Origin of the sequence: Marinobacter segnicrescens (genome assembly GCF_900111555.1) — a bacterium.
Lineage (GTDB): Bacteria > Pseudomonadota > Gammaproteobacteria > Pseudomonadales > Oleiphilaceae > Marinobacter > Marinobacter segnicrescens.
Map to the genome: position 1 here is coordinate 39,913 of NZ_FOHZ01000002.1, position 19,787 is coordinate 59,699.

General features: G+C 61.3%; 17 protein-coding genes. 11 read left to right on the plus strand and 6 right to left on the minus strand.

The genetic code is table 11. From position 1 onward, the window contains the following. The first annotated feature begins 37 nt into the window (after window positions 1-37). Genes BM036_RS02915 through BM036_RS02930 form a run of 4 tightly spaced genes read left to right on the plus strand, consistent with a single transcriptional unit; the run spans window position 38 to window position 4,495 of the window. Complete coding sequence (locus tag BM036_RS02915; RefSeq protein WP_091848737.1) at window positions 38-811, plus strand: ABC transporter ATP-binding protein; 774 nt, start codon at window positions 38-40, stop codon at window positions 809-811. Continuing rightward, window positions 801-1,727 (plus strand): ABC transporter substrate-binding protein, encoded by a 927-nt coding sequence (locus BM036_RS02920; RefSeq protein ID WP_091848738.1) that lies wholly within the window; start codon window positions 801-803, stop codon window positions 1,725-1,727. The genes BM036_RS02915 and BM036_RS02920 overlap by 11 nt, the downstream gene beginning before the upstream one ends. Further along, on the plus strand, window positions 1,717-3,747 hold the full coding sequence (fhuB, locus tag BM036_RS02925) for a Fe(3+)-hydroxamate ABC transporter permease FhuB (RefSeq protein WP_091848739.1): 2,031 nt from the start codon (window positions 1,717-1,719) through the stop codon (window positions 3,745-3,747). The genes BM036_RS02920 and fhuB overlap by 11 nt, the downstream gene beginning before the upstream one ends. Continuing rightward, entirely contained in the window at window positions 3,734-4,495 is a 762-nt protein-coding gene (locus BM036_RS02930) for a (2Fe-2S)-binding protein (RefSeq protein WP_091848740.1), read from the plus strand. Before fhuB ends, BM036_RS02930 begins: the two co-directional genes overlap by 14 nt. 43 nt (window positions 4,496-4,538) lie before the next feature. On the opposite strand, the gene BM036_RS02935 is transcribed toward BM036_RS02930, so the two are convergent. Continuing rightward, complete coding sequence (locus tag BM036_RS02935) at window positions 4,539-6,716, minus strand: TonB-dependent siderophore receptor (protein WP_091848741.1); 2,178 nt, start codon at window positions 6,714-6,716, stop codon at window positions 4,539-4,541. Window positions 6,717-7,079: 363 nt separating this feature from the next. Between BM036_RS02935 and BM036_RS02940 the strand changes: the two genes are divergently transcribed. The 6 genes from BM036_RS02940 (at window position 7,080) to BM036_RS02965 (ending at window position 13,555) form a co-directional block, all read left to right on the plus strand. Then, complete coding sequence (locus tag BM036_RS02940) at window positions 7,080-8,042, plus strand: ABC transporter permease (protein WP_091848742.1); 963 nt, start codon at window positions 7,080-7,082, stop codon at window positions 8,040-8,042. Continuing rightward, window positions 8,032-9,030, plus strand: coding sequence for an ABC transporter permease (locus tag BM036_RS02945; RefSeq protein WP_091848743.1), 999 nt, complete (start codon window positions 8,032-8,034; stop codon window positions 9,028-9,030). Before BM036_RS02940 ends, BM036_RS02945 begins: the two co-directional genes overlap by 11 nt. Then, complete coding sequence (locus BM036_RS02950) at window positions 9,027-10,055, plus strand: ABC transporter ATP-binding protein (RefSeq protein ID WP_091848744.1); 1,029 nt, start codon at window positions 9,027-9,029, stop codon at window positions 10,053-10,055. Before BM036_RS02945 ends, BM036_RS02950 begins: the two co-directional genes overlap by 4 nt. Next, a complete protein-coding gene (locus BM036_RS02955) occupies window positions 10,048-11,079 on the plus strand; it encodes an ABC transporter ATP-binding protein (RefSeq protein ID WP_218144760.1) in 1,032 nt (343 codons plus the stop codon). Before BM036_RS02950 ends, BM036_RS02955 begins: the two co-directional genes overlap by 8 nt. A 74-nt stretch (window positions 11,080-11,153) precedes the next feature. Next, window positions 11,154-12,854 (plus strand): ABC transporter substrate-binding protein, encoded by a 1,701-nt coding sequence (locus BM036_RS02960; protein WP_177185975.1) that lies wholly within the window; start codon window positions 11,154-11,156, stop codon window positions 12,852-12,854. A gap of 80 nt (window positions 12,855-12,934) precedes the next feature. Continuing rightward, window positions 12,935-13,555 (plus strand): QsdR family transcriptional regulator, encoded by a 621-nt coding sequence (locus BM036_RS02965; RefSeq protein WP_091848746.1) that lies wholly within the window; start codon window positions 12,935-12,937, stop codon window positions 13,553-13,555. Here BM036_RS02965 and BM036_RS02970 read toward each other — a convergent pair. The 5 genes from BM036_RS02970 to BM036_RS02990 form a co-directional block, all read right to left on the minus strand. After that, window positions 13,544-14,452, minus strand: coding sequence for a DUF808 domain-containing protein (locus BM036_RS02970; RefSeq protein ID WP_091848747.1), 909 nt, complete (start codon window positions 14,450-14,452; stop codon window positions 13,544-13,546). The two genes, BM036_RS02965 and BM036_RS02970, sit on opposite strands and share 12 nt — an antisense overlap. A gap of 102 nt (window positions 14,453-14,554) precedes the next feature. Then, window positions 14,555-15,769, minus strand: a complete 1,215-nt coding sequence (locus BM036_RS02975; protein WP_091848748.1) for a UbiH/UbiF/VisC/COQ6 family ubiquinone biosynthesis hydroxylase — start codon at window positions 15,767-15,769, stop codon at window positions 14,555-14,557. Then, a complete protein-coding gene (gene ubiH / locus BM036_RS02980) occupies window positions 15,766-17,046 on the minus strand; it encodes a 2-octaprenyl-6-methoxyphenyl hydroxylase (protein WP_091848749.1) in 1,281 nt (426 codons plus the stop codon). The genes BM036_RS02975 and ubiH overlap by 4 nt, the downstream gene beginning before the upstream one ends. 46 nt (window positions 17,047-17,092) lie before the next feature. Beyond that, the gene (gene pepP, locus BM036_RS02985) at window positions 17,093-18,415 is read right to left on the minus strand and encodes a Xaa-Pro aminopeptidase (RefSeq protein WP_091848750.1); all 1,323 of its coding nucleotides are present in this window, start codon (window positions 18,413-18,415) and stop codon (window positions 17,093-17,095) included. A gap of 21 nt (window positions 18,416-18,436) precedes the next feature. Further along, window positions 18,437-19,048, minus strand: coding sequence for a UPF0149 family protein (locus BM036_RS02990; RefSeq protein ID WP_091848751.1), 612 nt, complete (start codon window positions 19,046-19,048; stop codon window positions 18,437-18,439). Window positions 19,049-19,189: 141 nt separating this feature from the next. Here BM036_RS02990 and BM036_RS02995 point away from each other — a divergent pair, with 141 nt between their 5' ends. Continuing rightward, the gene (locus BM036_RS02995; protein ID WP_091848752.1) at window positions 19,190-19,759 is read left to right on the plus strand and encodes a ZrgA family zinc uptake protein; all 570 of its coding nucleotides are present in this window, start codon (window positions 19,190-19,192) and stop codon (window positions 19,757-19,759) included. Window positions 19,760-19,787 lie beyond the last annotated feature (28 nt).

Below are 19,787 nucleotides of genomic sequence, written 5' to 3' on the forward strand. Positions count from 1 at the left end.
AGATTATCCTGCCTGCCACACGAACAGGGGATTCTGAATGCCTGCGTTTTTTGATGTCCGCAACCTTGCGGTCCGTATCGGTGACACCGCCATTCTCCACGGGATCGACCTGGCCTTTAACGAAGGCCAGGTAACCGCTCTGCTTGGACACAATGGCTCGGGCAAATCTACCTTACTCAAAGCGCTTGCCAGGCAAATCCCCGCCAGCGCCGGCGAGGTCCTGCTGGAAGGTCAGGTGGCCAAAGGCCTGGGCGCCCGCACCTTTGCCCGTGTGGTGGGCTATCTGCCCCAGCACCCTCCTGGCACCGATGGCCTGACCGTTCGGGAACTCGTAGCCCTGGGCCGCTACCCCTGGCGCGGTCCTCTGGGCCGTTATAGCGAAGAGGACCATGCGCTGGTTGACCAGGCCATTACAGACACCAATCTCAAGCCCTTCGCATACCGTTCAGTGGACACCCTGTCCGGCGGGGAACGCCAGCGCGCCTGGATTGCCATGTTGCTCGCCCAGCAGACCCGCTGCCTGCTGCTGGATGAACCCATCTCTGCCCTGGATGTAAAACACCAGGTGGAAACCCTGCGCCTGGTCCAGCGCCTGGCGAAGCAGCGTGAACTGACGGTGATCGTGGTACTGCATGATGTCGATCTCGCTTCCCGCTTCTGTGACCGCCTGGTGGCCCTGAAGGCCGGTCAGGTAGTGGCCGATGGCGCACCGGCCCAGATCATGGACAGCCAGGTTCTGGAATCCATCTACAGCGTACCCATGGGCGTCATGGAGCGTGCGCCCGGGCAATGGATTTCCTATGTCCACTAGCCCCCGCGCCCTGGTGGTCGGAGCTCTTCTGCTATTGGTACCGATCCTGGGATTGACACAGACCTGGTCCCACGAGGGTGGCAAGCTGACGCTCAACAAGCCTCCTGAGCGCATTGTCGCGCTGAACTGGGCCGCCACTGAAAGCCTGCTGTTGCTGGGCATCACACCGGTGGGTGTGGCCGATATGGCCGGCTATGGCACTTGGGTCCGGGAACCCGAGCTTCCCGAAGAGGTGGCCAATGTCGGCACCCGGGTCGCCCCCAGCCTGGAGGCCATTGCCGAACTGAAACCGGATCTGATCGTCACCAGCACCGAAATGGCACCAGCGGCCGAATTGCTGGAACGCATTGCCCCGACTTACGTGATCAGCGTTTACAAACAAGGCGCCCGACCCTACGACAAGGCCCGGGAGATGCTGTTGACCCTGGGCGAAATGACGGACAGGAAAGACCGGGCCGAGCTGGTACTGGCGGATATCGAAAAGACCCTGGAAGAGCAGCGAGAACGATTGGAGCAAGCCGGCGTCACCGGCAAGCCGGTGGCCCTGGTAAACTTTCTGGATGATCGCCATGTCCGCATCTACACCCCCAACGGATTGTTCCAGACAGCCCTGGACAATCTCGGGCTCACCAACGCCTGGCAAGACACGGGCAACTACTGGGGATTTTCCGTCACTGGCCTTGAGTCCATCGCAGAGGTCCCGGACAGCCGAATCATCGCAATAGAGCCATTAGTGCCCGGCCTCGCCGACAGCCTGGCCAACAGCCCCTTCTGGACGTACCTTCCACCGGTGCAGAACCACGAGATTTATCAGGTGCCCGCAGCCTGGCCCTTTGGCGGTGTGTATCCGGTCAAACGACTGGCAGTGGCCCTGGCGGACGCCCTGATCGACGGGGGCAGTGACAATGTCCGTTGATGCCACCCTGCCAGCTCCCGGTCAGCCGGAGACCTCACCCCGTTTGCCAATAGCGGTCGCACTGCTCTGGCTGGCCGCCATCACCGCCAGCGCCCTGCCCTGGCTGGATCAGCTACTTCCCTCGCAGCTTGTGTCGGCGTTCTGGAGCTTTGATGGCGATCAATACGCCTCGGTTCTGGCCCATTTCAGCTGGGCACCACGGGTTTCCATGGCGGTGCTTATCGGCTGCGCGCTGGGTCTCGCCGGCGCCGTCACCCAGCAGGTGCTCGGCAATCCCCTGGCCTCACCCACCACCCTGGGCGTGGAGGCTGGCGGCCAGTTCGGCGTTACCCTTGCCACCCTGTTTGCGCCGGGGTTGCTGGCCTTCAGCCCCGACCTTGCGGCGGTGGCCGGTGGCCTGCTCGCCATCGGGCTGGTGGTCCTGCTCACCTGGCGGCTGGGGTTCTCGCCGGTCAGCGTGATCCTGGCCGGACTGGTTGTCACGTTCTTCCTGGGCGCCATCAACATGGCGTTCCTGCTGTTAAAGGGGGAATGGCTCGGGAACCTGTTTATCTGGGGCGCAGGCTCACTGATCCAGAACAACTGGACGCCGTTTTTTGACCTGTTGCCCCGGGTGGTTGTTATCGCCGCACTCTTACTGGCCCTGTTACGGCCATTGCAACTGCTTCAGCTCGGTCAGGCATCAGCAAACTCCCTGGGCGCGAAAGTGTCGCTGCTTCGTGCCGCAGCGCTTTTCCTGGTGGTCATCATGAGTTCGGTAGTTGTCAGCCGGGTGGGCGTTGTGGCGTTTGTGGGGCTGGCCGCACCAGTACTGGCACGCCTCCTTGGCGCCCGGACACTGACCGAACGACTACTCTGGAGCACGCTGGCCGGCGGAGGCCTGCTGCTGCTGGCAGACACGCTGGCTCACTGGGCAACCACCTGGGATGGAGGCTCGCTGGTGCCCACCGGCACCACAACGGCCTTGATTGGCGGGCCGATCATACTGCTCGCGCTGCAAGGCTTCCGTAATACTCACCATATGCCCGGTCAGGAGGCCAGCCCGGCGGCTTTTCTGCCCCGCCGCCGAAGCCCGGTAGCCGTCGCCGGGGTTTTGTGCTCGCTGCTGGCCGTCACGATCACTCTTTCGATGGGCTGGTCCCCGGGTCTTGAGGGCTGGAACTGGACGCCGCTGGTCCAGTGGACGGAGGCCTGGGTATGGCGAGGCCCCCGGCTGATGGCCGCCATCCTGGCCGGGATGGCACTGGGCATGGCCGGAACGTTGATCCAGCGGATGACCGGCAACCCCATGGGCAGCCCGGAGTTGCTGGGTATCAGCGGTGGCGCCGGGTTAGTCATGGTAGTGCTGGTGCTGACCGGACTGGACATTGGCCGCCCTGGTCAATTGGCAGCTGCCACAGCCGGTGCCGCCGGCGCCCTTGGCCTGTTATTGCTGCTGGCCCGGAAACACCACTTCGCAGGTAACCAGTTGTTGCTTGGCGGGCTGGCGTTGTACGTCTTCATGGATGCCGGCCTGAGACTGGTTATGGCGTCCGGCGGGACTGTCGCGTCACGCCTGCTGAACTGGATGTACGGTTCTACCTGGCTGATCCCGGAATCCGAAGCCTTTGCATTACTGGCACTGGTGGTCGGGCTCGGGACCCTGCTGTTGCTGACTTTACGGCCACTCACCTTGTTGCCACTGGGCGACACCCCGGCCTCTTCCCTGGGCTTGCCGGTAGCCCGTGCAAGGCTTCTGCTGCTGGTACTGGCAGCCGTGCTGACAGCGGCTTCGACGGTAGTCATCGGGCCACTGAGTTTCGTCGGGCTGATCGCCCCACACCTGGCCCGCGTACTGGGACAACAGACCGTGGGACGGCAACTGATGGTGGCAGCCCTGGCGGGCGGGCTCCTGCTCTCGCTGGCCGATTACCTGGCCAGGATTCTTGTCTATCCCAATCAGTTGCCGGCCGGGCTTCTGGCGGCCCTGGTGGGTGGACTGTACTTTCTATGGGGGTTAAGTCGTCATGGCCGGGGCTGAAGCAGGCACAGACTCGCTGGCGGATTACCACAACCTCCTGGCCCGTCACGGCCTGGATCGTAACTCACTGCTGACGAGCGCACCGGTGCCCGCCAACCGCCAGCAGCCGGCACTGTTTTCCCTTGCCCAGCTACTGGACACTCCTTCGCGCCTGGAAAAGCAGGTACTGGAAGATTATCCCGACGCTGAGCAGCCCCGCCTGCACAGGGCACGGGTCTCTGTACTGCACCAGAACCTGGCGCTGCAGATTATCGGGCCACTGGTCATACGGCTGTTCCGGGATGGTTCCAGTATTGACCTGAACCCGGAGCGGATCTTCCTGTGCCGGAAAGATTCTTCTTCTGAAGAGCTCTCCCGCTGGCATTATTCTGCCAGTGACCAGGAACGGCTGGAGTCCGATGAGTTCATCAGGGTTCTGGGTAAACAGATGCAGCATTGGTACCCCCTATTCCGACAGCAATTTGGTGTCAGTCCGGGGTCTTACTGGAGCAGTGTCGGGCTGGCCCTGGGTGCGCCCTATTCGCTGGTGTGGAACCAGGTCAATGTGGATGAGCTGTGCCAGCAGGCCAGTGCCTGGCTGACCCGGTTCGAATGCGAGGCGAACCGGTATATCGACTGGATTCCGGCGCAATTCAGCCACCAGCGCTGCGCCATTCCACAGCGCAGAGGCTGCTGCCTTAAATACCTTCTGCCGGAAGGTAGTTATTGCGGCACCTGCGGCATCTATCGCAAAGAGCGGTTGGGATGAGAGTATCGGGGCAGCCAGCGATTCTGGCTGCCCCGAGAGTTGCCTAGTACGTCCAGGAGACGGTCATGCTGGCATTGGCCGGCTCACCGTAGAAGCCCTGGGCCGAGGCACCGAATTTCTTCAGGCTCTCGATGTATTTCTCGTCTGTCACGTTGTTCACGTTCAGTGTCGCATTCCAGTTCCTGGCAAAGTCATAACTTGCCATCAGGTCCAGAACCGCGTAGCTATCCTGCTTGGTAACGATCGTTTCGCCTGCGTTCGGTCCGCCTGTCGCGACACCCTGCTCCTGGGTGATTTCGGACTGCCAGCGAATTTTGCTGCCCAGCTTCAGCCCGTCGACCGCAGGCACCTCCCAGGTAGCCCGCAGTTGGGCCAGGTGCTCGGGCACGAACGACCTGGCGCCACTGCCATCCTTGTCCTCGATGTCCACGTAGGTATACCCGGCGAACAGCTGGATACGGTCGGTGAGATCGCCCACCACTTCAGCCTCCACGCCACGGCTGGTGAGGCCATCCACGGCGGTATAGTAGGAGTCGGCACTGCCCGCGAAGGTACCAGCAACCTCTGCCACATTCTGCTGCTCGGTCTGAAACAGGGCAAGTGTGGTGTTTACGCGGTCGTCCTGAAACTCGCTTTTCAGGCCAACTTCATAGTTCACGCCATCGATTGGATCCAGGCGGTCGCGGTTAATATCCACCTCTGTCTGGGGCGTGAAGATCTCGGTGTAACTGGCATAGACGGAGTGGTCGTCGTTGATGTCGTAGATCAGTCCGGCGTAGGGCGTCTCCACGGCATCGTAGCTGCTTTCCTTCGTGTTACCGTAGCTTTCGCCCTTGTTATCCAGCCAGGTCAGGCGAAGGCCGGTGATTGCCGTCAGTTGATCGGTGAGCGACCAGCGGGCGGCAGCGTAGGTGGCCGTTTCGCGGTCGGTCCAGTCTGATCCGCCAACGCCATTATCAAACGATGGTTTTGGGTAGTTGCCATCCCATTCGTTCAGCGGCGGCAACGGACTCCCGATGCCCTGACCATAACGGGACTCATCCACCGTCTCTGAGCGAGACCAGGAGGCACCCAGCACCAGTTCATGGACGCGATTTGCAAGCTGGAAAGGGCCGGTCGCATAGGTATCGACGACCCACTGCTCAACGTCAAGGTCGTACTGACTGGGGTAAGCCAGCAGCCCGTCCCCGGTTTCGCGATCCGGGGTGCCATACTGGTAAAAGAGCTCTGAGTCACTCTCATTCTCCAGCCGGAATACCGTACCCTTGGCACGCCAGCCACCGGCAAGCTCCTGCTGGAGTTCCACAAAACTGTTGTGCTGGGTGTTGTCCCAATAGGACCAGTCAGAAGCGGTGCTGGTGGAGCGTGCGAAATCCGTAGCGGAGCCGTCGGTGTAGAACAGAGGCAGCGCCCCCCACAACGGGCTGTCCGTATCAGACGTCTGGACGGCATGGCCCAGGGTCAGCAATGTGGTGTCCGTGAGGTCGGCCTCAAGCACGCCGTAGAACATCTGCTTTTCGTTGCTGTAGCGGTCAATATACGAGTTCTTGTCCTCGTAGCCGGCCACAACCCGACCGCGCACAGCTCCGGATTCAGACACGGCACCGGATACATCACCAACGATGCGTTTCTTGTCCCAGGATCCGCCGGTCAGCGTCACAGAAGCGTTTGTATCCGCGGTCGGGCGCTTACGGATGAAGTTGACTGTGGCGGCCGGGCTGCCGGAACCGGTCATCAGGCCATTGGCCCCCCTAACAACTTCCACGCGATCAAAGAAGGCTGTGTCCAGCTCACCCTGCACGTTGTCATAAACCGCCGGCATACCAACGCCGTCGTACTGGAAGTTATTAATGTCGAAACCCCGTGAGGTGTAGTAGGTGCGGTCTGTTTCTACCGACTCTACGGTGACACCGGTGGTACCTTCCAGTACATCATTGATGTCGTTCTGGGCGAAGTCATCCATTTGTTCGCGGGTTATCACGGTCACTGCCTGGGGCACCTCCCGGTGGGAAAGCTCCATTTTCATGGAGGTCGTGCTGGACCCGCTAATGTAACTCTCCGTCGCTTCCGAAGCCTCCTGACCACGGTTTGCGGTAATTTCCAGGGCTTCCAGTGCCGTTGGCTCGTCTTCCTGGGCAACTGCCACTCCGGGCAAGGCTGCGCACATCATTGCAGTAACAAGGGTTTTTCGGCGAAAGCTGGGCTGGGGATTTCGATACATCAAATGTCTCCGTCATGGTCGGGTCAACGTTGAAATCCCGCATAGTCTAATGCGAATTATTCTTATTTTAAACTGCATTTATAAATTATTGGCAAGCCCACTTCCATGACAACGAACAACTGACTTTCATCGCGCCCCGCACTCAATACTGGCGCAGGTTCCTCAGGAGTATCGACGCCCCTCCCTGAAACATTTGTGGATTTTTTTCCCTGATGGAACTTTTCAAGGAAAAGTTCGGCTGCTATACCTGAAAGAGTCAATGTTCCTGACAGGTGCCGCCCCTACTCAAAACAAAAAGGCACCCGGACCGGCCCGGTTATTCGGGATCCGGCAAAAACGATAACAACAAGACAAAGACAGCCTATGGGAACCTATCTGCTTCGGCGCCTGCTGGCGCTGATTCCTACCCTGCTGATTGCCAGCATCCTGGTGTTCAGTGTGGTTCGCCTGGTACCCGGTAATGTTCTCGACCTGATGCTCAGCGAGAACGATTACTCTGCCAGCAGCCACGACACCCGGGCCGACCTGGAAAGGGCCCTGGGCCTGGATGACCCCATCTACATTCAATATTTCGACTGGATCAGTGACATCGTGCTGCGCGGTGATCTCGGTGAATCCCTGTGGCGCAACACGTCGGTGAACACGGAGATTGCCGAACGACTGCCGGTGACCATTGAACTGGGGGTGCTTTCCCTGCTGATCGCGTTGTCCATTGCTATACCGGTGGGGGTGTACTCAGCGATACGCCAGGAGGCACTGGGGGATCATCTGGGGCGAAGCTTCTCGATCATTGCCCTGGCGGTGCCGAACTTCTGGCTTGGCACCATGGTGGTGATCCTGCCGGCCATGTGGTGGGGGTGGTCGCCACCCAACACAATCGAACCCTTCTTCAGTGATCCCATCGAGAATCTGAAGGTGTTCCTGGTGCCCAGCCTGATCCTGGGGGCTTCCCTCTCCGCTGTGGTGATGCGGATGACCCGCACCATGATGCTGGAGGTGCTGCGCCAGGACTACATCCGCACCGCCTGGGCCAAGGGTCTGCGGGAGCGCAAGGTGGTGCTCCGCCATGCGGTCAAGAACGCCATGATCCCGGTTATCACATTGGTGGGCATCCTGGTGCCCATCCTGTTTGGCGGCACGGTCATCATCGAGCAGATTTTCCGCCTGCCCGGCATCGGCCAGCTGCTGCTGGATTCAGTGAGCAACCGGGATTACCCCATCATCACCGGCATTTTCCTGATTTCCGGGGTGATGGTGATGCTGGTCAACCTGCTGGTGGACCTCTGTTACGGACTGCTGGACCCTAAGGTGCGCTATGACGACTGAAACCACTCCCGCCGCCGTAACCACCCGCGCCACCACGACGCCCCCTCTGCGGGAGCGCCTGGGCGACAACAAGGTGCTGGGTTTTATCGGACGACTGATCAAACAGCGGCCCATGGGAGCCTTTGGCGCAGCCATCTGTATCCTGTTACTGCTGACCGGCATCTTCGCCAATGTAATCGCCCCCGAGGGCTACAACCACATCAACCCCATTGACCGTCTCAAGCCGCCCTCGGCGGAATACTGGCTGGGCACTGACCAGCTGGGCCGCGACCTCTTTGCCCGTATCGTCCATGGCGCCCAGCTGTCAGTGATCGTTGCCTTTGCGGCCACCACCCTGTCCATCGTGATCTCGGCTGTCATCGGCATCACCAGTGGCTATTTCGGCGGGCGCTTCGACATGGCCAGCCAGCGGGTCGTGGACGGCTGGATGTGCTTTCCGGACCTGATCATCCTGATTGTCGCCGTGTCGGTACTGGGACCCGGCACCTGGCAGGTCATTCTGATACTGGGGCTGCTGTTCGGCATTTCCGGGTCCCGGATCGTGCGCAGCTCGGTACTCAGCGTAAAACAGAACATCTACATCCATGCAGCCCAGTCCATGGGGGCGTCTACCCTGCGCATCCTGGTGATGCATATCCTGCCCAACGTCATGGCCCCCATCATTGTCCTGTTTACCACCCGGCTGGCGGCAGTGATCCTGGCGGAATCCGGCCTGAGCTTCCTGGGTCTGGGCATTCCCCCACCCGCGCCGAGTTGGGGTGGCATGCTGAGTCTCGACGGTCGCAGCTATATGTTCCAGGCGCCCTGGCTCGCCATCGTCCCGGGGGTTGCTCTAACCATTGCCGTCTTCGGCATCAATATGTTCGGTGATGCCCTGCGGGACATACTCGATCCACGCATGAAAGGCGCCGGTTCAGGTCGGTACGTGGCTGCAGTCCGGCGTGACCGTCCCTCATCCATGAGACCCGCCGGAGGTAAGGCCCAATGAGCGAAGCCATCGCCAACCAACCCCTGGGCAACGCGAGCGCGCCTGGAACCACCAGTTCGCTGTTGCAGGTCGACAGTCTGCGCACCGTGTTTCGCCAGGGTCGTAGAGAGGTAAAGGCCGTGGATGGTGTTTCTTTCTCCGTCGCCCGGGGCGAAACCCTGGCCATTGTCGGTGAAAGTGGCTCCGGCAAGAGTGTCACCGCCATGTCCCTGCTGCGCCTGATACCCAGCCCTCCGGGGGAGATCATCGACGGAGATGTGTTCTTTGACGGACGCAACTTGCTGGACATGACCGAGGATGAACTGCGGGATATCCGGGGCAATGAAATCGCCATGATCTTCCAGGAGCCCATGACCTCCCTGAACCCGGTACTGACGGTCCGCCAGCAGCTGGCAGAGCCCATGCGCGTGCACCACAAGGTAAAGGAAGAGGATATCGAAGCCCGTTGCCTCGACCTCTTGCGCCAGGTACGCATCCCGGACCCGGAAACCCGGCTGGACGCCTACCCGCACCAGTTCTCCGGCGGCATGCGACAGCGGGTCATGATCGCCATGGCGCTGGCCTGCGAGCCACGGTTACTGATCGCCGACGAGCCCACCACCGCGCTCGATGTGACGGTACAGGCCCAGATCCTGGAACTACTGAAAGACCTCACCCGCCAGCACGGGTCGTCAATGATCCTGATCACCCACGATCTGGGTGTGGTCGCCCGCTACGCCGACCGTATCAATGTCATGTATGCCGGACGGGTGGTTGAGTCCGGTACCGCCCTGGAAATCTTCGAGCAGCCCCGCCACCCCTACACCCTTGGCCTGATCAATTCCATGCCCCGGCTGGACGCATCGGAGAAGGCACGGCTGATCCCCATCGAGGGCCAGCCACCGGATCTGGGCAACCTGCCGCCGGGATGCCCGTTCAGTCCACGCTGCCCATTTGCGGTGGACCAGTGCCGCCGGGAGGACCCGCCCCTGGAGCCATACCAGGGCCAACACCTGAAAGCTTGCTGGGTGAATGTCGATGAGTGATACACCGTTACTGGAAGTCCGCAACCTCAAGGTTCATTTCAAGCTGCCCGGAACCCTGCTGCGCCCGAAATCCGGGGGCTCGGTGAAGGCCGTCGACGGCGTGAGCTTTCACCTTAACCGGGGCGAGACCCTGGGGCTGGTGGGTGAAAGCGGCTGCGGCAAGTCCACCACAGGTATGGCGGTGCTGCGGATGACGCCGGTCAGTGGCGGAGAGATTCACCTGGAAGGGGAGGACATCACTCACCTCAACGGTCGGGCATTGCGGCCACTGCGCAGGCGCATGCAGATGATCTACCAGGATCCGTTTGGCGCCCTGGACCCACGAATGCGGGTGCTGGACATCATCGGTGAACCCCTGAAAGTCCACAAACTGGTTACTGGCCGAAAAGCCTACCGCCAGGAGGTGCTGCGCCTGATGGACCTGGTAGGCTTGCTGCCAGACATGTGCGAACGCTACCCCCATGAGTTTTCCGGTGGCCAGCGCCAGCGTATCGGTATTGCCCGGGCGCTGGCGGCGCAACCGGATGTAATCATCTGTGACGAACCCGTCTCGGCACTGGATGTGTCCATCCAGGCCCAGATCATCAACCTGCTCAAGGACCTGCAGGAGGAGCTGGGACTGACCTACCTGTTCGTCGCCCATGACCTGGCGGTGGTCCGGCATATCTGCGACCGGGTTATGGTGATGTACCTTGGGCATGTGGTTGAGGTAGCAGACAGCGAAACCCTCTATACCAACCCCCAACACCCCTACACCCAGGCGTTGCTGTCCGCCATTCCCATACCCGATCCCAGGGCCGAATCCCGGCGGGAGGTAGACCCGTCCATCGAGGGCGAAGTACCCAGCCCGGTGAATCCCCCCAGTGGCTGCCCTTTCCATCCCCGCTGTAAACACGCGACCGACGTCTGCAAGCAAGTAGCACCAACCCTGCAGGATACGGAAGACGGCCATGGGGTTTCCTGCCACCTGTATGAGCCACAATCCGAGGCCGAACCCAGCACAAGAGTTGCTTCCATGGCGTAGCTAGCGCCTGAACGCAATGTGGAGTGCGCCTGCACTTCTCACACAACGAGGAAAAGGTGAGACCTATGCACCCGATGAAAACAACAAGAAAGCACCTCCTGACGGCTGCTATCGCAGCTACCCTTCCCCTGGGCGCCCTGGCGGAGGCACCGCCGGATGACCCCGGCGGCATGATCAATGTGGCCAACATCTACTTCACACTGGACGCGGTCACCTGGGACACTTCCAAGTGGAACTGGAAAGCCAACCACGACATGCTGTTCATGGACCACCTGATCATGGGCGACCTGCAATACGGTCCCCGGGGCAGCAACGAGAATGACTTCATTGCCCAGGCCTTCATTCCGGAACAGCACTACACCGGCGATCTGGCCGAGAGCTGGGAGGTGAAAAAGGACCCGCTGCGTATCGAGTTTACTCTGCGTGAAGGGGTCTACTGGCAGGCGAAAGAGGGCGTCATGGAGCGCCGCGAGGTAGTCGCCGAGGATATCATCAACCACTTCGAGACCATGAAGGCCAGCGACCGCTACATCCCCACCTACTGGGACTTCATTGATGAGTGGAAAGCCGAGGGTGACCGCAAGGTCGTGGCCTACCTCAACGAGTTCAACGGCAACTGGGGTTACCGGATCGGCTGGGGCTACTACGACGGCATCATGCCCCCCGAATGGCATAACCTCAGTGGCGAGCAGCGGGCCGACTGGCGCAATGCCACTGGCACCGGCCCGTACATGCTGACCGAGGTGAACCGCGGTCGTGAACAGGTCTACAAGGCCAACGAGGACTACTGGGACACCACCACCATTGACGGCAAAACCTATGACCTTCCGCTGAACGACGGTGTGGTCTACAACATCATCAAGGACGAAGCCAGCTCTATCGCTGCCCTGCGCAGTGGCCAGGTCGACATCCATGAGTCCGTACGCTGGCAGTTTGTGGATGAACTGAAGAAGACCGCGCCGGATCTCAAGTTCAAGAGTGCACTGCGAACAGAAGGCACCTACATCGCCCTGCGCACAGACAAGGAACCCTTCAATGACGTGAGGGTGCGCCGCGCCATGAACCTGGCGGTGGATCAGCGTGCCATCCAACAATCCCTGCTCAACGGCGAGGGTGCGCTGCTGAACTACCCGTTCTCCCAGCGCTGGGAGTCACTGTATACCCCGCTTGAGGAACTGTCAGAAGAAGCCCAGGCCATGTTCGGGCACGATCCGGAAAAGGCCAAGGCGCTGCTCGCGGAAGCCGGTTACCCCGACGGGCTCGAGTTTGACCTGCAGGTCTGCTCCTGTGACCCCTACCACGTGGACATGGTGGCCATGCTGCAGGCCTATTACCAGATGGCTGGCATCACCATGAACATCAAGACCCTGGAATACGGCGCCTTCCGTTCCCAGATGCGGGATGAGAACCAGGCCGATGGTTACCTGATGGATAACGGTGAGGGCAACCCGTTCTCGGTGCTGCGCAAAAGTTACCTGACTGACCAGACCTGGAATCCGTCGTTCTACGCCGATGAAACCTTCGACAAGATGTGGAACACGGCGCTCCACGAGACAGACGTGGAAAAGCAGAACGAGATGCTGCGGGAAATGAACGAGTACATCATCGAGGAAGCGGTGCCCCAGGTATGGTTGCCGACCCAGGAGTTCTATATCGCCTGGTGGCCCTGGGTGAAAAACTACCACGGTGAACTCCGGGTGGGTGCGGTGCGTCCCGCCCCCATCTATGCCCGTATCTGGATCGACGAGGAACTCAAGGAAGAAATGGGCTACTGATCCGCCCCCCGGGTGCCACAGGAGGTGACACCCGGGCCTTATTCCACCAGGGTTTATCCGGATGTTGTCAGGGAGGATCCATGACAGACCAGCCAATAACACCACTAAGCCAGTTCGTCGAGCACCCCAGCCAGCGGGCCACACCGCTCGATGTACTGAAGGAAGCCCGTCGCCGGTGGCTGCGGGGAGAACGCATCAGCCTCAACGAGCTGGCCGAGACCGTCGGCATCGGCCGCACCACCCTGTTCCGCTGGGTGGGCACCAAGGAATTGCTGATGGCCGAAATCATGTGGTCGCTCTACGAGCCAACCCTGCAAGAGGCCCGCAAACAGGCCTGTGGCTCGGGGGCAGAGTACATCGCCAATATCTGCCGTTTCACCATGACAGCGGTCATCAACTCACGGCCCCTGCGGCAGTTTATCAGTGATGATCCACAGTTCGCCCTGCAGATACTCACCTCGACGCGCCTGCTCCAGGAGCGACGGCTGAACGCCATGAAGCAGCTGCTGACGGAAGAGATTGAGAAGGGCACGATCGATCCAGGCCTGGAAATCGACAGCCTGGCACTGGTCATTATCCGCCTGACCGAATCCTTCACCTACAGCGATCTGATCGTTGGCCGGCCACCCGCCATTGACGAGGCCTGCAAAGCGATTCGTACCCTCTGCGGTGACCGCCAGCAACCTCACTCAGCTGCCTGAGCGTAAACGGCCGATTCCGCTGATGACGGCGACCAGCACCGCGCCGGCCAGCACTCCGACGGCACCATCCGCCAGTACCGGACCGAGGGTGCCCATGAAGGAACCGAGCCCTGCTGTCTGCTCTCGGATCCAGGCGTAAAGCGGATGTATACCGTGGACCAGGATACCACCGCCTACCAGGAACATGGCGGCGGTGCCTACCACTGAGAGGCCTTTCATCAGCCAGGGTGCGGCGGTCAGAATACCTGACCCGATAGCCTGTGCCGTGGAGGAGGTTTTTCCGGACAGGTGCACACCAAGGTCATCCAGCTTGACGATGCCCGCCACCAGACCATAGACACCTACCGTGACCGCCGCCGCAATGACCACCAGTACCGTAAGCTGCATGGTTATGGGCTGGTCACTCACGGTACCCAGGGTAATGGCGATAATTTCGGCCGACAGGATAAAGTCCGTGCGGATCGCGCCCTTGATTCTGTCCTTCTCGAGGGCCTTGAGATCCTTACCCGGATCGGCGACGGCCTCACGTAACGCCTCCCGGTGTTCGGCCTCTTCCTTGCTGTGCAACCACTTGTGGACCAGCTTTTCGAAGCCTTCATAACAGAGGAACGCACCACCGAGCATCAGTAACGGCGTAATCAGCCAGGGCAGGAAGAAACTGATGGCCAGGGCCAGGGGAACCAGGATGACCTTGTTGATGGCCGAACCCTTTGCCACGGCCCAGACCACCGGCAACTCCCGGGCAGGCCTGACACCGGTCACCTGCTGGGCGTTCAGGGCCAGGTCATCCCCCAGTACGCCAGCGGTCTTCTTGGCGGCGACCTTGGTCATAACGCTGACGTCGTCGAGGAGGGTGGCTACATCATCAAGCAGGGTAAGCAGGCTGGCGCCGGCCATGGCAGTGATCTCCTTTCAAGCGTTCCAAATCCGGTGACGGACAGGGCAGGCATGTCAGTGAATCGACCAGGACAACTCCATCCCGTGCGATCCGTTTGATCGTCATAATCCCATAGCACGGGCTGCAACCTGGTTTTTCAACGGCGCTGCCCTGTCCAGCCAGCGCATACCGGTGCTGCGCAACCAGCGCAGGGGCAGTTCATCGCGGGCAAAGAGTTGCTTGAAACCCTCCATCGCCGCCATCATCGCCAGGTTCTCGCCCTTGCGGCGACGCTGATAGCGCTGCAGCAGCATCAGGTCGCCCGGCGATTCCTGCCGCTCCATGGCCCGTTGCAGTTCGGCCAGCAAGGCGATCACGTCACCATAGCCAAGGTTCGCGCCCTGCCCCGCCAGCGGGTGGATGGTGTGGGCAGCGTCACCGATCAGGGCAAGCCCGGGTTGCACATACTGCTTGCTGTGGCGCTGGCGCAGGGGAAAGGCATGGCGCTTTGAAACCGCTTCCACCGCACCCAGCCGCCCCTCGAGAGCCCTGCCCAATACGGTGCAGAAGGGTTCGCCCTCCAGGGACAGCAGTTCCCGGGCGCGGTCCGTATCCTGGGACCAGACGATGGAGCAGAAGTGACCGCTATCGTTAGCGTCATCGCTTCGCAGGGGCAGGAACGCCAGTGGACCAGTAGCGGTGAAGCGCTGCCAGGCAGTGTTCTCATGGGTGCGTTCGGTCCGCACGGTACAGACGATGGCTTCCTGGTCGTAGTCCCACTCCCGGGTGGGCAGCCCGGCCCATTGGCGGATCCGGGAATGCGCGCCGTCAGCACCCACGACCAGGGCAGCGGTCAGTTGCTCACCGCCGGACAGCTCCAGCCGCCATCCCTGCTCACAGCTTGCCATACCAGTCACCGACTGGCCGTCAAAACAGTTTAGCTCAGATGCTTCCACCTGCAGGAACAGCCCCCGGACCAGGTTACGATTCTCGATAATGGTGCCCAGTGACGGAGCGCCCAGTTCATCTGCCTCGAAACGGATACGGCCAATGGCCTCCCCATCCCAGACATCCATGGCGGTGTAGGGACAATGGCGAGTTTCGGTGGCCCTTTGCCACGCGCCCAGCTGTTCCAGCAGGCGCTGACTGGCCAGGGAGATAGCGCTGACCCGGGGCTCAAAGTCATCCACGCCGGCGGCTTCAGCCGGTGTCGCGGTCAGGGATGACAGTGGTGCGGTTTCCACCAGTGCCACCCGCCAGCCCTGGGTCGCTGCACCGAGTGCCAGTGCGCTACCGGTCATGCCGCCGCCGACAACGGCGATGTCGAAATGGCTCATTGCCAGTGCTCCTCCCTGCGATCCGCAGCCAGGCCACCGGTGCCCAGCCCCATGGCCTGGCGGGCAAACCAGCGCTTGGCGCCGGGCACGATATCCAGCCCGGCCAGGCCGGCACTGCGGGCAATACCAGGTGCCGGATACTGGCCACCGAACAGGCGCACCAGGGTGTCCGAGAAGCCCACTGTCTGACGCTGGTCGGCTTGGTGAGCTTGCTGGTAACGGGCCAGGACCTGCAGATCGCCGGGGGAACGGCCGGCCTGACTGGCCAGGCGGAAAGCCTCCACCAGGGCCATCAGCCCCCGCAATGCCAGGTTGAAGCCCTGGCCGGCCACCGGGTGCAGGGAATGGGCGGCGTTACCCACAAGCGCCACACCGGGGCGAATGGTTTCGCGGGCCAGGGTCAGCGACAGGGGGTAATGGTGAGGCTCGCCAAAGCGGGTAAAACGCCCCAGCCGCCAGCCGAAGGCCGCCTGCAGGCGCTGGCAGCGTGTGGCGTCGTCCAGCGCGAGAATTTCTTCCAGCTCCACCGGTGACAGCGTCCACACCAGCGCGGAACGGTGGCCGGGCTCAGGGCCGCCCACCTGGGGCAAGAGTGCCATGGGCCCCCGGTCGGTAAAGCGCTCCCAGGCGGTGCCCTGGTGGGGGAGCTCGGTACTGACATTGGCGATCAGCGCATACTGGTCGTAGTCTTCCCGGGTCACTTCAATACCCAGGGCTTCACGCAGGCCCGAGCGGCCGCCATCGGCGACCACCAGGCAGCGGGCGTTGAGGACTTCCTCCTGCCCTTCGTCGCCTTCGCTGCCCTCTCTGACCGTGACCTGGACACCGCCTTCCCGGGTAGTCACCGAGGTGGCCCGGGCCGGCGCCAGCCATCGGATCGCTGACTCTGCACGCAGGGCATCCATCAGGCAAAGGCCCAGCCAGCGGTTGTCCGCCACATAGCCCAGCGCAGGCTGGTGATGATCCTCGGCCGCCAGCCGGGTTACCCCCAGGCGCCCACGCTCGGACACGTGGATATGACGAATGGCTGCTGCCTGTTGCTCGATAGCTGACCACAGACCGAGATGTTCAAAGATCTGGCGGGAGCCCCAGGAAAGTGCCGTGGAGCGGGCGTCGTAACTGGGCTGGTAATCCGTCGGGGCCGGTTGCTCTGACAGCGGAAACGCTTCCACCACCGTCACCCGGTAATCCGGAATCAGGCGGGCAATTGCCAGCGCCAGGGTGGCACCGGCCAGCCCGCCACCGGCAATCAGTATGTCCGTCTCAAAGGTCTGCATGGGGTTCCGGACCGGCTCCTGTTACTCTGCTAGTAAAGCGACGCTATCAGGCCTCTGCCATCAGGGCTTCCACTTCGGCGATATTCTTGGGCACCGCATCCGTGAGCACCCGGCAGCCATCCCTGGTGACAGCCACGTCGTCTTCGATACGGATACCGATGCCACGCCACCGGGGGTCTACATCCATATTGTCCGGGGCGACATACAGTCCGGGTTCCACGGTAAGTACCATGCCCGGTTCCAGTACACGCCAGGCGTCCCCGACCTTGTAGTCACCCACATCATGCACGTCCATACCCAGCCAGTGGCCGGTACGGTGCATGAAGAAAGGCCGGTACGCCTCTTTTTCCAGTGCCTCCGCCAGGGAACCCTGGATCAGCCCCAGGTCGATAAGGCCCTGGGTCAGTACCTCAAGGGCAGCCTCGTGTGGCATGTTCCAGTGATTGCCCGGGCGAACCGCATCAATGGCCGCATACTGGGCTTCCAGCACCACTTCATAGAGCGCCCGCTGGGGCTCGCTGAAGGTGCCGCTCACCGGGAAGGTGCGGGTGATATCCGAGGCATAGCAATCCAACTCGCAACCGGCATCGATCAGCACCAGGTCGCCCTCTTTCAGCGGGGCGCTGTTCTCGATGTAGTGAAGTACACAACCATTGGCACCGGAGCCGACAATGGACGGATAGGCGGTGTTGCGGGCGCCGTGTTCCATAAAGGTATGGATCAGCTCAGCTTCCAGCTGATATTCATAACCGCCCTTGCGGGCGCGCTTCATGGCCCTGCAGTGGGCTTCTGCACTGATCTGGCCGGCCTTGGCCATAACCTTGATCTCGTTGGCGCTTTTGTAGAGGCGCAGATCGTGGAGCAGGTGCTCCAGCGCCACAAACTCACCGGGGGGCTGGGCCCCTGCCCGCACCTTGCTGCGGATCAGCTTGATCCAGTCCATGACCCGGGCATCGAATGCCTGGTCCCGCCCCAGGGGGTAATAGACCCGGCTGCGGCCTTCGATCATGCCCGGCAGGATGTCGTCGATATCGGCAATCGGGAAGGCATCGTCCAGGCCGTATTGTTCAATAGCGCCGTCGGGACCGGTGATGGAACCGTCCCACTGCTCCTTCTCCGGATTACGCTCCCGACAGAAAAGCACCGACTCACCATGTTCACGCCCCGGAATCAGCACCACCACAGCCTCGGGTTCACCGAAGCCGGTCAGATACTGGAAATCACTGTCCTGGCGGAACGGGAAGAGCACGTCCCGGTTGCGGGTACACTCCGGGGCCGCTGGCAGGATGGCAATGCTGTCCTTCGCCATCAGCTCCATCAGCCGGCGCCGGCGCTCGGCGTGTTCATTCATCGGAATCCACGGACTCATAGGGTCTCCTGGTACGGGCTGTCAGTGCAGGGTCTGGCCTGCGGAAGGCGGTGTCTGCTCCGGGGGATTGAATTCGGTAAATACGGAAATCACCCCCAGGCGGACGTACTCGGTGATGTCGTTGAGCTGGACTTCCGAGGCCTCGTCACCATCGTCGGCCTCTTCTACCTGACTGATAGCCACCAGGTCCTCGATCAGTTCACGGATCTCGTCAGGGGCTTCTCCCAGGCGCTGACCGGCAGCGAGGGCCATACCCTCAAGAAAACCCCGCACCCACGCGGAAAGGGCCTGCAGGCGCTGGTCAAACGCGTAGTCATCTTCCGGCAGCAGCGGCTGGAACGCCATGTCAGTAGCGCGCAACCGGTCGAGGGTCTGGTGATAGGCCTCGTCCATAAAGGCCGGCAACTCCGGCGGCAGGTCATCGTCGCTGGTCAGTGCACCCGGGGCGATACCAACGTGTTCACACACTACCTCGAGCCATTGTTGCTCACTAAGGCGGGCACCTGCTGCCAGCCGGCCGCAGAGGCCGCCATGAAGTTCAGAGGGATGGCTGAACGCCCGACAACGGGTGAAAAGATTCGCCCAGCCTTCGAAATCGTCGGTACGGGAACCCGGGGCTGCGTTATCAGTCATTAAAGCGCTTTACCTGTTCGCTGAGTGGGTTTCCAATCCTACCATTTCCGCCAGGACTGCGGCACATCCGGGCAAAATTCCTTGACCTGGATCGATGCATCAGTAAATTATGTTATAACATTTCACTTTGGGACAGATTCCATGGCCATGTCCACCGTCAGAAACCTCGCCCTCACCTTCACGCTGTCGTCCCTGTTGCTACCGGTTACCGTCTATGGGCAGGATGGCCAGAGGGCACATGTCCACGGGGCAGCGCAGCTGCAGGTGGCCATTGAAGACAGCTCCGCCGAGCTGATCCTGCGCACACCGGCTGCCAACCTGGTTGGATTCGAACACGCACCCCGGGGGTCTGGGCAGGAGAAGGTTCGTAAGGACGCCCTTCAATGGCTGGAAATCAATGCGCTGATCCAGACGCCAGCCAATGACTGCGCGGTCAGTGCCGCCAGCATTCACCAGATCGGGGGAGTGGGCCATGACCACGGGCACGACCATGATCACGGCAACGGCGATGGCCCGAAAGAAAGCGGACACAGCGATGTCGAGGTCACTCAACGGCTCAGCTGCGACAGTGCGTTGTCGGGAACCTTGTCAGTGCCGCTGATGGAACGCTTCCCCGGCATTGAAAGTCTGTCAGTGGACTGGATCACAGCCACCGGTCAGGGTCACAGCGAACTGAAAGCGGGGGAAACCGCTCTCACCCTGTCACGATAAAGCCCCACCAGTCACAGGAGCCGGCCTG

Coding starts and splice junctions, on each gene's coding strand:
- BM036_RS02915 (WP_091848737.1), top strand. CDS start 38: ATGCCTGCGTTTTTTGATGTCCGCAACCTTGCGGTCCGTATCGGTGAC.
- BM036_RS02920 (WP_091848738.1), top strand. CDS start 801: ATGTCCACTAGCCCCCGCGCCCTGGTGGTCGGAGCTCTTCTGCTATTG.
- fhuB (WP_091848739.1), top strand. CDS start 1,717: ATGTCCGTTGATGCCACCCTGCCAGCTCCCGGTCAGCCGGAGACCTCA.
- BM036_RS02930 (WP_091848740.1), top strand. CDS start 3,734: ATGGCCGGGGCTGAAGCAGGCACAGACTCGCTGGCGGATTACCACAAC.
- BM036_RS02935 (WP_091848741.1), bottom strand. CDS start 6,716: ATGTATCGAAATCCCCAGCCCAGCTTTCGCCGAAAAACCCTTGTTACT.
- BM036_RS02940 (WP_091848742.1), top strand. CDS start 7,080: ATGGGAACCTATCTGCTTCGGCGCCTGCTGGCGCTGATTCCTACCCTG.
- BM036_RS02945 (WP_091848743.1), top strand. CDS start 8,032: ATGACGACTGAAACCACTCCCGCCGCCGTAACCACCCGCGCCACCACG.
- BM036_RS02950 (WP_091848744.1), top strand. CDS start 9,027: ATGAGCGAAGCCATCGCCAACCAACCCCTGGGCAACGCGAGCGCGCCT.
- BM036_RS02955 (WP_218144760.1), top strand. CDS start 10,048: ATGAGTGATACACCGTTACTGGAAGTCCGCAACCTCAAGGTTCATTTC.
- BM036_RS02960 (WP_177185975.1), top strand. CDS start 11,154: ATGAAAACAACAAGAAAGCACCTCCTGACGGCTGCTATCGCAGCTACC.
- BM036_RS02965 (WP_091848746.1), top strand. CDS start 12,935: ATGACAGACCAGCCAATAACACCACTAAGCCAGTTCGTCGAGCACCCC.
- BM036_RS02970 (WP_091848747.1), bottom strand. CDS start 14,452: ATGGCCGGCGCCAGCCTGCTTACCCTGCTTGATGATGTAGCCACCCTC.
- BM036_RS02975 (WP_091848748.1), bottom strand. CDS start 15,769: ATGAGCCATTTCGACATCGCCGTTGTCGGCGGCGGCATGACCGGTAGC.
- ubiH (WP_091848749.1), bottom strand. CDS start 17,046: ATGCAGACCTTTGAGACGGACATACTGATTGCCGGTGGCGGGCTGGCC.
- pepP (WP_091848750.1), bottom strand. CDS start 18,415: ATGAGTCCGTGGATTCCGATGAATGAACACGCCGAGCGCCGGCGCCGG.
- BM036_RS02990 (WP_091848751.1), bottom strand. CDS start 19,048: ATGACTGATAACGCAGCCCCGGGTTCCCGTACCGACGATTTCGAAGGC.
- BM036_RS02995 (WP_091848752.1), top strand. CDS start 19,190: ATGGCCATGTCCACCGTCAGAAACCTCGCCCTCACCTTCACGCTGTCG.